Genomic DNA, 12,593 nt, shown 5'->3' with positions numbered 1-12,593 from the left:
TCCTATGCGATGGGAGTCTATTACCGGGATTCCGGTAATGTACTGGAGTCCCGACGGCAGAGGTGTAATTATGAGACGGGATATCATATGGACAGCGGTAGTGTCCGCTGTACTTGGTGTAGGATTGATTGGGTTCGGCACTTTACAATCCAGTGATCAAGAAACGAAATGGACAGCTTTAAATGAACAAGCACAAGCTTCACTTACAGAAGATCAGACAGTTGCTCCCAAAACGAAAGATTCTGCTTCACAAGAATCAATAGCTACACCAATCAACTTAGGAGATCGTTCCAGAGATGAACCGACTTCTGCAACAGCTTCTCTCAAAGAGAGTGCGGTTGAGGTAGCTGCTGAGGGTATCACAACTGAACCTGCTTCTACCCGTGAGAAACGATCCACCACAACTTCAATGAACTCAGCAGCGTCTACAGGTTCAAGCTCACCGCAGACTGAACCTGTATCAACGACGGTTGAGTCATCTGCTAGTGTGCAAGATGGTCGGATTAGCATTAATCGTGCCAGTTTGTCGGAACTGACTGAATTACCTGGCATCGGGGAAAAGAAAGCACAGGCGATTATCGATTATCGGAATACACATGGAGCTTTTGGCAGTGTCAATGAATTGGATAATGTCAAAGGAATCGGTAGCAAAATGTTAGCGAAGATGTTGCCTTATGTACAGCTTTAGGGGATATAAGGGGGAGTAAGATTGGTACGTAAAGATTGGGATACGTATTTTATGGATATTGCTCATATGGTCTCGACACGTTCACGATGCCCGCGTCGTCATGTCGGTTCAGTCTTAGTACAAGGGAAAAAGTTACTTGGTACCGCATATAATGGAGCACCGATGGGTGTACCGGATTGTTCTGAAGATGGTTGTATGATCTCAGAAGAAGTAGAACTGGTCAAAGTGGATGGTGTAGAAACAATGGTCAAAAAGCAACGTTGTATTCGCACCATTCATGCCGAACAGAATTTACTCCTTTTTACCGATCGTGCTGACCGTGAAGGTTCAGTAGTGTATGTTACAGACGAACCGTGCTGGACATGTGCGAATATGTTAGCCAATAGTGGGATTATCGAGATCGTCTATTATCGTCCTTATCCCAAAGATACACGTAAAGTGACAGCTATGATGAAGCAAAAAGGCATTATTTTCCGTCAGTTGGATCATTATAATCCACCACCTGACACCACAGTGATCAGCTAATTTCATAAGATTCATCTGCCCTCATCGCAAATTAGGGAACGATATATGGAAGAACCATTATCTTGTAAGTACACCACATCTGTTGAAGATGCGTGTGAACTTATACAGGTAATGGTTCTTTTTTTGTGCGTAGAGGGCGAGATGGTCTTGAAAAATAGTTCTTTTGAACACAATAAATCAAGAACGGAGAGAACAGGATTGCAAACACGTCCACTTGTCGCATTATGTGCAGTATGGGTTGGAGGCAGTATGATCGCTTGTCTAACCAGTGAATATATAGGGTGGGTACTTGCAGGGTTAAGTCTGATTTTATGCTCAAGTTATCTGTTATTACCGGAAAATCGACGTTCGATCATTATTCTAGGTTCTGTTATGTTGATTGCGCTACTTTACTGGCACTGGAATGAAGTGAATAATATCAGCAGAATCCCTTCTACCCTTCAAGTTCAAGCATCACAGATGATCGATCAACCGGTTCAAAGTAGTGGTATCATTATTAGCCCTATCAAAATAGATGGTGATCTAGTTACTTTTTTGATGAATACATATCATTTTCAAAAAGATCAATCACTGGCTACACCAGAAAAAGTAAGAATTCAACTCAAATTAGCAAAAGAATCCGAATTGCAAACAGCGGCTTTGTGGCAACGAGGAGATCAGATACAGATTCAAGGTGTATGGAAAGTACCCGGAGAAGCTCGTAATTTTAATACGTTTAACTACAGAGATTATCTACGTACACAATACGTCCATTGGATCATTAGCACAAAAGGTGCCCATTCACTGGAAAAGACGACATTGCCATTATCCAAAATAACACAATGGAAATGGGAACTGCTGCGTTATAACGATCAGGTTCGAGCGGATCTTGGAGCACGCATTGATGCATTATTTGATGATCATGATCGCGGATATATGAAAGGATTGTTGATCGGAGACTCGGGTGATCTGGATCCTGAAACATTTGCTTCTTTTTCCAGACAAGGATTAACGCATATTCTGGCAATATCTGGATTGCATGTAGCCATTTATACAGCTATTTTATTATGGCTGTTACGCCAGATGAGAGTGACCAGAGAACGGGCTTGTTTGATTGTGATTGTGCTTCTTCCTATCTATGTCTTATTAACAGGAGCTTCTCCATCTGCTGTCCGTGCAGGTATTATGGGCATGATTGGTCTATATGCACTTAGCCGTGGCATCCTCAAAGATGGACTGCATATACTATGTGCTGCTTGTATAGGAATGTTAATCTATGAACCTTATTATTTGCTGAATGTGAGCTTTCAATTATCTTTTATCGTAACAGCGGGATTAATTATTTTTGTGCCTTTAGTTCAACCTTTACTTCAAAAGATACCGTCCAAATGGGCAGGAGCGATAGCTGTAACATGGGTAGCACAGCTGATCTCGTTTCCTTTAACCATTTATTATTTTAATCAGTTTTCTATATTATCCTCGGTGGCTAACTTCATCTTGGTTCCGATTGTAAGCTTGATTGTATTGCCGATCGGATCTATCGTACTTGCTCTTAGTTATGTATGGTTGCCTATAGCGAATAGTCTTGGAAATGGAGTCTCATGGATCAACACATGGACATTTCATCTGGTAGATTGGATCGATGTTATACCCGGCATGTTAACGATCTGGTATTCGCCTTCTATGTTATGGATCTTATTATATTACGTACTGCTTTATATAGGATTGCGCTGTAATCAAAGTATTATACAGTGGAAATTTCGAGAACAGTCAGCACATGCTGATTCTTCGGATCATTCAACGGATCTACAATCTGCAATCACACAGCCTTTAAAGACTATACATTCTAAATGGCATGCCGTATCTTATCAATCTCCATGGATCAAGCGAAGATATATCGCTTGTTGGATCAGTGGATGTTTAGTCACTATTTTGATCATCTATGGTTATATTCAGCCGACCACTTCAGGTAACGGAATCGTTCAATATTTAGATGTAGGGCAAGGCGATAGTATTTTGATTACGACTCCACAAGGAAAGCAGATCTTGGTGGATGGTGGCGGTACAATGACATTTGAACGTCCGGGACAAGAATGGAGAAAACGCAAAAATCCGTATGAGATTGGTAATAAGCTACTGGTTCCATTGCTCAAAAAGCGAGGGATACATCAATTAGATGCGGTTCTTTTAACACATGGCGATCATGACCATGCAGGAGGATTACCTGCTGTAGTGAAGCAGATTCCGGTTAATCATTTTATTTTTAATGGCACATTGCCAGATGGAGATAGCTTGAATCCATTGATGAAGACGCTATTAGATCAACAGATTCCTTTAATTACACCTACACCGGGTAGTGAATTACAGATCGACGATCAGACTACATTGACCTTTTTAGCTCCTGAATCATTACATCAAGGAAAGAATAATCAGCTCAAAGGATTACCACGTGAAGAAAATCAAAATCATTATTCGGTTGTATTTTTGCTGACCATGAATAAGCGTAACTTTGTATTTACAGGAGACGCTGATCAAGCAGAAGAGCAAGGCATATTATATCATCTTCAGCAGTCGTCTACGTTTGAATCTAACTCAGCGTTTGCAGCATCACGAACCGAATCGACATTTCCTATTGATGTGCTCAAAATTGGTCATCATGGTAGCAAAACATCGTCTTCTAGTGAATGGTTACACTACTGGCAACCCCATTTGTCTGTCATTTCAGTAGGAGCTACAAATACCTACGGTCATCCTACAGAAGAAGTATTGCAACGGATAGAGCAAGTAGACTCGGAAGTTGCTCGTACAGATCTGCAAGGAGAAATACAGATTCAAGTGACACCCGATGGAGACATGTTAGAGCGAGTGATGTTTCCTTTACCTTAATCCTCCATTACAGCCTTTCTTTAGACGTGTATTCTAATCCATACTAACTGTCGGGATGACGAATACAAGTGTTTCTGTTATTCTAAATACAGTCTTGAACCGTTTACATCTTGACATTCGATTCGGATGAATCCTACATAGGGTAAATCTTTATAACACCAGAGTTCACATCTTTCCGTAATGCAAGATAAAGCGCGTAGACCACTAATTATTCAAATGAATCAATTAATTAAAATTAATTTGAAAATAACTGCAACTATTAGGCAACTCTTTACGTCTGAATAGTTGTAAGGAGAGGGGGATCCTCCGTGGTGGAGCAGGGACTCATCAAGGCCGCCCAAGCGGGAGACCGGGATGCTCTAATCACCCTATTAAGAGAGATAGAACATCATGTCTACAAAACGGCATATTACATTTTAAATAATGAACAAGATGCTCTAGACGCGGCTCAGGAAGCTTTGATCCGTATTTATACCAAAATCGGTTCCTATGAAGAAAAAGCACAATTTAAAACATGGGTACAACGAATCGTGACAAATGTATGTATTGATAAATTTAGACGTAACAAACCAACGGTCTCGATCGATGAACATGAAATGATTTTTGAAGGTCGCGATAATGTAGAGCATGATGTTATGCGTGCTTATACATCAGAAGATGTACGCGAAGCGATTAATCAACTACCAGAGCATCACCGAACCGTGATTGTACTCCGTTATATTCAAGATTTATCCTATAACGAAATAGCAGATTGTCTTGATTTGCCATTGAATACTGTGAAATCGTATTTGTTTCGTGCCCGTCAACAATTACAGAGTCTGCTTGCAGATTATGAGAAAGGAGGAGTGACTGGATGAAACGTGAAGTAGCGGAAGAATGGATGAACCGCTATTTGGACGGTGATCTAAGCGAGGAAGATGCTGATATCCTGTTCCGCCATATCGATAATAATCCTGATGATGCGGATACATTTCGAATAATGAGCGCTTTATCTTTACAGCTTGAGAAATTACCAGATGTTAAGCCCCGGTTTAGTCTAGTCGATTCTATATTGCCTACTTTAGATGATATCGATGCAGAACGTCGTGCTGAGATTGCTTCTGATATCGGCATTATGGAACCGCAACATGAAAGTAAAGATGAATTCACTGAACGTCGTAGACAGCGAAGTTCTTGGAGAGATCGTCTGCCTGTACGTACGATCGGTGGGCTAGTCGCTGCTGGTGTTATTCTTGGAGTGTCGATTGCAACATACGAACCCAAAACACTTTCAGATGCAGGACAAGCACCAACCAGTATCAGTATGGAACAACAAGCAGCAGAGCAAGAAAAAGGCGCAGCGAAATCCAATGCTGAACAAGATGCTACCTTACAAGCACCTGTAACAAATACGCCTGAATCAACAACTTCACCTGAAAGTAATACACAATCACAGTCGGATCAATCACCAGAAACTACGGTGCCTGACAGTGGAACACTAGATTCACAAGCGACACCGCCAGATAAAGCGACTCCTGATACAGGTACAGGCACTAGCCAGGAAAGCACTCCTTCTTCAGGCAACAAGGGAGGCAATCCTCCAGCAAGTTCCCAGACTGGACCAGAAGCAAGTCCGCCGAGTTCGAGCAGTGACCCAAGCAGTAATCAAGATCAGTTGATGAAACAGCAAGAAATTGCGCCGAATACCGATAGTAGTGGCACAAGCGAATCATCATCTGCAACAGGAACCGATTCAGGAACAACAGATAGTAGTTCTTCGAACAGTTCCAAATCGTCAGACAGCACTACCCCAAGTACAGCAAATAACGATGAATCTTCATCTACAGTAGCACCCAAATCAAGTGCAGATGATAGTTCGTCCAAAGATAGTTCATCGTCTAAAGATAATGCTTCTAGTACTACACCGGATACATCCGATAGTGATGTTGCACCAAAAACGTATAGTATAGCACCAGAAACAGATGCTAAACCTAAAGACGATAAGCTTCGTTCATTTAGTACCAATACCATACAGCAAGAGCAAGAATGGGTATCTCCCACTTCGCAATTTGCAGTTGTATTAACTACATCTAATACGTTGAGATTGGATAGCCTATCCAAAAACAATATTAATGGTCGCACAGTTGTTGCTACAGCTACAATTGATGGTACCTGGTTAAATGGTCAATGGACTAAAGACGGCAAAGCATTTAATTATCAAGTAGCTAAAGAAGGCAAAACCAAATGGTATAAACTTTCTACAGCTGGACTTCAATAACATCAATGTACATGATAACAAGTGTAAATTAAGAACTTTCCGAGTATTTAGGAAAGTTCTTTGTCGTACGCTCCTTTTTCCGTTAAAATAAAAAGGACGAACTTGGGGGGGACGGAAGATGGACTTAAAAACAGCAAGTAAAGAAATTAAAAATAATAATCCAGCCGCTATTTATGTATGTTATGGCAATGAAAAATATCGTATTCGTGAGTTTATTGATTTTGCAACTTCGCAATTAATTGAACCCGAGCATAAAGATTTTGCTCTAGCTCAATATGATCTTGCAGAAACACCGCTAGAGACCGTTATCGAAGAAGCAGAAGAGATTCCCTTTATGGTGCCTCGTAAAGTAATGATTGTCAGAGATTCTTCTGTACTAACAGCAGGCAAAGATACCAAAATCGAGCATCGCATCGATTCTTTACTTCGCTACATGGAACACCCCGCTGAATATAGCATTATTATTTTTTGGGTACAGGGCGAAAAGTTAGATGAGCGCAAAAAAATTGTCAAAGCGCTTAAATCATCATCAGCATGTATATTGCCTTTTCAACCAATGGGTGCAGATGAATTGTTACAATGGTTGATTCGTCATGCCAAAAAGTTAGAATGCGAATGTTCTACAACAGCCGCAGAAGCACTTGTACAGTCTGCGGGTACTGGATTGGGTATTCTAGCTGCCGAGATGGACAAGTTATGCTTACACGCTGGCAAAGGCGGTGTCATCACGGTAGAAGATGTACAGCACCTTGTTGCGCGCAGTACAGAGCAAAATGTGTTTGCTTTAGTAGAACAGATTGCAGCTGTTCGTTTAGAACAAGCATTGACTATTTTTTATGATCTACTGAAACAGCGTGAAGAACCGATCAAGATTGCGGCTCTGATTGCTCGTCAATTTCGGATTATGTTGCAGGTGAAAGAGCTAGCGGTGCAGAATTATTCGCAACAACAGATGGCTTCTCAACTGAGCCTACATCCTTATGTCGTTAAGTTAGCCGGTGAACAAGCTCGTAAATTTGATAGTCAGAAATTACGCTCGATTTTAGCACATTTGGGTAGATTGGATTATCAGATGAAAACAGGCGCGATTGACAAAGTATTAGGGTTAGAAATGTTTTTGTTGCGTTTAGGAGCTTGATCCTTTTGAGGTAGGCACTACTGTTTATCATAAATTTATCTTATTTCACACAAAAAAGGCTTACCCAGAATGTATATTATCTGTGGTGCAGCCTTTTTTTGTTACAATCATATTTTGGTAAATATAAAAAGTAGATGTGCATGGATAGTATCAGTATCCCAAGCTCACCCTAGCAAACTAACAAAATAAACCCCTGCTCGGAATGGCCGATGCAGGGGTTTATTATATGCAGATTGTGAATACATTCAACAATCTGTTGCACGAAATTTAGCCTTGGCTAGAAATCGCGTTTAGTTTTTTAGCCAAACGAGATTTTTTGCGAGCAGCCGCATTTTTGTGGACAAGACCTTTAGTAGCAGCTTTATCAAGCTTCTTAGAAGCGGCCATTACAGCAGCTTTTGCAGCTTCTACATCAGTATTCACAAGTGCAGTATCAGCAGCTTTAACTGTTGTACGAAGAGCAGACTTGTGAGAAGCATTCAACATACGACGTTTTTCATTAGTTTTTACACGTTTCACCGCGGATTTAATGTTAGGCAATTACATTCACCTCCTGTAGAGCATATACGTATTCTTCACAACTTTAAATATTCTATCATGTACCCTAATCAAATGCAATACCATTATTGACTATAGTCAATGATATTTGAGATGTGGGATTGCTGTAAAATCGCTCAACTGCTATAATAAATGGATTAATGGGATTGTTGATTTTTTTCAATAATCAGCAGTATATTTCAGGCTTGTGTTGGGGGTAAGGCATGACTGATATGTCAGTAAGACAACAAAAAATTCGTAATTTCTCAATCATTGCGCATATAGACCACGGTAAATCCACTTTGGCTGACCGTATTTTGGAATATACAGGCGCGCTCACTTCGCGTGAGATGCAAGCACAAGTACTTGATCAAATGGACTTGGAACGTGAACGTGGAATCACGATCAAATTACAAGCCGTTCGTCTTGTGTACAAAGCAGATGATGGTGTGGAGTATCTGCTGAATCTGATTGATACACCGGGACACGTCGATTTCACGTATGAAGTATCTCGTAGTCTGGCAGCCTGTGAAGGCGCTTTGCTTGTCGTCGATGCGGCGCAAGGTATCGAAGCTCAGACGTTAGCTAATGTGTATTTAGCGTTAGATAACAATTTAGAAATTTTGCCAGTCATCAACAAAATCGATCTTCCTAGTGCTGATCCTGAACGGGTGAAGAAAGAAGTAGAAGATGTTATTGGACTGGACACAAGCGATGCTGTACTGGCTTCTGCCAAAGCAGGAATCGGGATTAAAGACATCTTAGAGCAGATTGTACAAAAAGTTCCTGCACCTACAGGTGATCCGAATGAGCCGCTTAAAGCATTGATTTTCGATTCTCATTATGATCCGTATAAAGGCGTTATTGTCTATATTCGTGTCATTAATGGCAAAATCAAATCAGGTTCCAAAATTAAAATGATGGCAACAGGAAAAGAATTCGAAGTTATCGAAGTAGGGGCATTTATGCCACGTATGGCGATAGTCGATGAATTGAATGTTGGAGATGTAGGATTTATCGTTGCCGGGATCAAAACAGTTGGCGATACCAGTGTCGGTGATACGGTAACCGATGCTAAAAATCCTACGCTAGAACCTTTACCAGGTTACCGTAAAATCAATCCGATGGTATATTGCGGATTGTATCCAATCGAATCATCCGATTATATCGATCTACGTGAAGCGTTGGAAAAATTGCAATTAAATGATGCATCGCTAAGTTTTGAGCCTGAATCTTCAAGTGCATTAGGTTTTGGATTCCGTTGTGGATTCTTAGGACTTCTGCATATGGATGTTATTCAAGAGCGTATTGAGCGTGAGTTCAATATTCCATTGATTACAACGGCTCCAAGTGTTATTTACAAAGTAACATTGACCAATGGCGATGTCATGACGATTGATAACCCTTCGAACTATCCAGAAGTGGGTAAAATCGAATATGTAGAAGAGCCTTATGTGAAAGCATCTATTATTGTACCGAATGATTATGTAGGTACAGTCATGGAATTGTGTCAGAACAAGCGTGGCGAATTTATCAACATGGAATACTTGGATACTACACGTGTAACGATTACGTACCAAGTACCTTTGTCAGAGATCGTATATGACTTTTTTGACCAATTGAAATCAAGTACTAAAGGATATGCTTCATTTGATTATGAAGTGTCTGGATATCGTAAGTCGAACTTGGCAAAAATGGATATTTTGCTAAACGGCGAGCAAGTTGATGCCTTGTCCTTTATCGTTCACCGTGAGCGTGCTTATCATCGTGGACGGATTATTTGTGAAAAATTACGTGAATTGATTCCTCGCCAAATGTTTGAGATTCCGATCCAAGCATCAGTAGGAACCAAAGTTGTTGCCCGCGAAACCGTTAAAGCGATGCGTAAAAACGTATTGGCTAAATGTTATGGCGGTGACATTTCACGTAAGCGTAAATTGCTAGACAAGCAAAAAGAAGGTAAAAAACGGATGAAACAAGTCGGTAATGTCGAAGTGCCTCAAGAAGCATTTATGGCAGTACTGAAAATTGATGATTAAAGCGCTTGGCAATATAAGCGTGACTTTCTCTATTTGAATCAAAAGTGATTTTTGCAAAGCAAAATATCTTACGTTCGTTTAGTTTTTTTACCACAACTGCAATACTAGGATCATTCGGGGAGAGCCGCAAGGCTTTCCCTTTTGTCCTAGCAATTGGCACCATAAGTGCTGGGCACTACCAACTATCCACAAACGGGGAGGAAAAGAGTCATGAATAGTAATGTACAAAACGACGCGCCCCGTGCGATCTATATGCACATTCCTTTTTGCACCAATAAGTGTTTTTACTGCGACTTTAATTCTTATGTTCTTAAAGATCAGCCGGTAATGGATTATTTACGGGCGTTAGAACGTGAGATGGAATATACAGTACAACAGACTCCACCCGGAGTCATTGATACGATTTTCGTCGGCGGCGGAACACCAACCGTTCTCAAAAACGATGAAATGGAATACTTTTTACAATCGATCCGTAAGCATTTTCCAAATTGGTCAGAAAATATAGAATTTACGATGGAAGCCAATCCAGGTACAACGGATTTGGAAAAAATGGCAATCATGAAAGCAGGCGGCGTCAATCGAGTAAGCTTTGGCGTACAGGCTTTTCAAAATGAGCTGTTAACGGGTATCGGACGTATTCATAATATTGATGATGTGTATCGCAGTCTGGAAAATGCACGTAAAGTGGGGCTAAATAATCTATCGATTGATTTGATGTTTGGTTTGCCGAATCAGACACTTGAGATGCTGTCGTACAGTATTGATCGTGCGCTAGAATTGGATTTGCCTCATTATTCAATTTATAGCTTAAAAGTGGAAGAAAACACATTGTTCCATACCATGTTCCAAAAAAACCAACTTCCTTTACCTGATGAAGATGATGAGTTGAATATGTATTTGCTTCTGATGGAGCGGATGAAAAAAGCCGGTTACGAGCAGTATGAAATCAGTAACTTTGCCAAACCGGGTTATAGTAGTCGGCATAATACTACGTACTGGCATAATGAAGATTATTACGGTCTTGGAGCAGGAGCACATGGTTATGTAGGAGGTAAGCGTCATATGAATATTAAAGGCGTGAATCCTTACAATGAAGCGGCTATGAAAGGCTTACCACGATTAGAACATTTTGAAGTGGATCGTGAAGAAGCAATGGAAGACTTTATGATGGTGGGTCTGCGGTTATTACAAGGTGTCTCCAAAGAACGCTTTGTTCGTCAATTTAACGGAGCACAGCTAGATGATATTTTCCGCCCACAAATTGAGAAATTGTTACGTCTAGCATTGATAGAACCTACAGCAGAAGGGTATAAATTAAGCGAAAAAGGTCTGCTGTTTGGTAATGATGTGTTCGGTGAATTTGTAGGCAGTCTAGTACAAGAAGCAGAAACTGCAAAATAATATTCATTAAATTAAGAACCTGAAGAGAAATTCTTCAGGTTTTTTGTTTGTATTTTACATAAAAGTAGATCATAAAATCGAAAATAACATAAAAATTATGCAGTGACATGAATAATTAGTACTCATTTGGTTAAATGGTATATAACCTATTACATTCATTTGAAGTCTGTTGTACAAGTATAGCAAAAGCATAAGCAAGGATACAAAGAAAATACTTGTATATCTACGCTTTAATATAGAAAATATGAACATCATCTCGAAATAGGTAGAATATAAAGAATTTAGCTATAAAGAAAAATAGAGTGTTTGTCCGATAATATTTATATCTTTTTCTTCTAAAAATCTATTGAAATATCATTCATCTTAATGTATATTTATACGTATTCTCTTATAAGATTCAAATTTGTAGCATAATAGCTACAGTTTACAAACCAAATTCAAATAAATATTTCTATTTCAAATCAAAGCTATTTTAAAAATAAATGAATGAAAATCTAAACTAAAAAATGAAACGGTTATACGGATGATAAGAAAATCGCTAAATTATACCGATTGATCCGCATTACCTCATGAGGAGGAAAGCTATATGCCTGCCGTAGTTACTTGTAGAGCAGCAGTACTTGAAGATGTAGAGCCACTGTATCAGATGATTGCAGGTTATGCCGAGCAAGGGATTATGCTTCCCCGTTCTCGTGAGGCATTGCAACGTCAATTGAGACATTTTGTTGTCGCTGAAATCGATAATGAATTAGTCGGTTGTGGATCACTTTGTCAATTAGGCAAAGATTTGGTTGAGATTCGTTCGTTGGGTATTTCAGATGGACATAAAGGTCAAGGAATAGGTTCAAAGTTAGTCGATACTCTGCTTGAACATGCAGCAGCTAGAAAATTGCCTAAAGTGATGGCATTAACGTATGAAGTTTCTTTTTTCAAAAAGAATGGATTTGAAGTCGTAGATACCAGCATTTTCCCTGAAAAGGTATGGACGGATTGTGTGCATTGTCCCAAACAACATTGCTGCGATGAAATTGCTGTGTTGAAAGTTATTGCCGTATAATCAAAAAAAGTAAGCATATTCATCAAATATATATTAAAAATCAGCCAAACTAACTTGACAATAATCGAGTCAGTTTGGTATTTTTG

Annotated in this window: 10 protein-coding genes; 9 read left to right on the top strand and 1 reads right to left on the bottom strand. The window is 39.8% G+C overall.

Features of this window, described 5'->3' with window-relative positions; genetic code table 11:
- Positions 1-4 precede the first annotated feature (4 nt).
- The 6 genes from PaeCFBP13512_RS23445 to holA all read left to right on the top strand — a co-directional run bounded on the left by PaeCFBP13512_RS23445 (position 5) and on the right by holA (position 7,473).
- The gene (locus tag PaeCFBP13512_RS23445) at positions 5-688 is read left to right on the top strand and encodes a ComEA family DNA-binding protein (protein ID WP_241669245.1); all 684 of its coding nucleotides are present in this window, start codon (positions 5-7) and stop codon (positions 686-688) included.
- A 21-nt stretch (positions 689-709) separates the two neighbouring features.
- Positions 710-1,213: a deoxycytidylate deaminase gene (locus PaeCFBP13512_RS02145; protein WP_275094475.1), complete on the top strand. Its 504-nt coding sequence runs from the start codon at positions 710-712 to the stop codon at positions 1,211-1,213.
- Positions 1,214-1,411: 198 nt separating this feature from the next.
- Positions 1,412-4,078: a DNA internalization-related competence protein ComEC/Rec2 gene (locus PaeCFBP13512_RS02140; RefSeq protein WP_161594189.1), complete on the top strand. Its 2,667-nt coding sequence runs from the start codon at positions 1,412-1,414 to the stop codon at positions 4,076-4,078.
- 308 nt (positions 4,079-4,386) lie between these two features.
- Positions 4,387-4,935, top strand: a complete 549-nt coding sequence (locus PaeCFBP13512_RS02135) for an RNA polymerase sigma factor (RefSeq protein WP_069329857.1) — start codon at positions 4,387-4,389, stop codon at positions 4,933-4,935.
- On the top strand, positions 4,932-6,335 hold the full coding sequence (locus PaeCFBP13512_RS02130; protein ID WP_137220790.1) for an anti-sigma factor family protein: 1,404 nt from the start codon (positions 4,932-4,934) through the stop codon (positions 6,333-6,335). Before PaeCFBP13512_RS02135 ends, PaeCFBP13512_RS02130 begins: the two co-directional genes overlap by 4 nt.
- A gap of 118 nt (positions 6,336-6,453) precedes the next feature.
- Positions 6,454-7,473, top strand: coding sequence for a DNA polymerase III subunit delta (gene holA, locus PaeCFBP13512_RS02125; RefSeq protein ID WP_137220789.1), 1,020 nt, complete (start codon positions 6,454-6,456; stop codon positions 7,471-7,473).
- 267 nt (positions 7,474-7,740) lie between these two features.
- Here holA and rpsT read toward each other — a convergent pair whose 3' ends face one another.
- Positions 7,741-8,013 carry a 30S ribosomal protein S20 gene (rpsT, locus tag PaeCFBP13512_RS02120; protein ID WP_069329854.1) on the bottom strand — a complete coding sequence of 91 codons (273 nt, stop codon included), beginning with the start codon at positions 8,011-8,013 and terminating at the stop codon, positions 7,741-7,743.
- Positions 8,014-8,234: 221 nt separating this feature from the next.
- On the opposite strand from rpsT, the gene lepA reads away from it, so the two are divergent.
- The 3 genes from lepA to PaeCFBP13512_RS02100 all read left to right on the top strand — a co-directional run bounded on the left by lepA (position 8,235) and on the right by PaeCFBP13512_RS02100 (position 12,507).
- Positions 8,235-10,049, top strand: a complete 1,815-nt coding sequence (gene lepA / locus PaeCFBP13512_RS02115) for a translation elongation factor 4 (protein ID WP_069329853.1) — start codon at positions 8,235-8,237, stop codon at positions 10,047-10,049.
- A gap of 210 nt (positions 10,050-10,259) precedes the next feature.
- Positions 10,260-11,450 carry a radical SAM family heme chaperone HemW gene (hemW, locus tag PaeCFBP13512_RS02105; RefSeq protein ID WP_069329852.1) on the top strand — a complete coding sequence of 397 codons (1,191 nt, stop codon included), beginning with the start codon at positions 10,260-10,262 and terminating at the stop codon, positions 11,448-11,450.
- Positions 11,451-12,036: 586 nt separating this feature from the next.
- Entirely contained in the window at positions 12,037-12,507 is a 471-nt protein-coding gene (locus tag PaeCFBP13512_RS02100; RefSeq protein ID WP_069329851.1) for an N-acetyltransferase, read from the top strand.
- Positions 12,508-12,593: the final 86 nt, after the last annotated feature.

Origin of the sequence: Paenibacillus sp. CFBP13512, from assembly GCF_005233705.1 — a bacterium.
GTDB classification, from domain to species: domain Bacteria; phylum Bacillota; class Bacilli; order Paenibacillales; family Paenibacillaceae; genus Saccharibacillus; species Saccharibacillus nuruki.
This window is presented reverse-complemented; position numbering and strand designations above follow the sequence as displayed.

Excerpts from the sequence above, each read along its gene's own strand:
- holA (WP_137220789.1), top strand. The coding sequence starts at position 6,454 with ATGGACTTAAAAACAGCAAGTAAAGAAATTAAAAATAATAATCCAGCC.
- PaeCFBP13512_RS23445 (WP_241669245.1), top strand. The coding sequence starts at position 5 with ATGCGATGGGAGTCTATTACCGGGATTCCGGTAATGTACTGGAGTCCC.
- PaeCFBP13512_RS02130 (WP_137220790.1), top strand. The coding sequence starts at position 4,932 with ATGAAACGTGAAGTAGCGGAAGAATGGATGAACCGCTATTTGGACGGT.
- lepA (WP_069329853.1), top strand. The coding sequence starts at position 8,235 with ATGACTGATATGTCAGTAAGACAACAAAAAATTCGTAATTTCTCAATC.
- hemW (WP_069329852.1), top strand. The coding sequence starts at position 10,260 with ATGAATAGTAATGTACAAAACGACGCGCCCCGTGCGATCTATATGCAC.
- PaeCFBP13512_RS02100 (WP_069329851.1), top strand. The coding sequence starts at position 12,037 with ATGCCTGCCGTAGTTACTTGTAGAGCAGCAGTACTTGAAGATGTAGAG.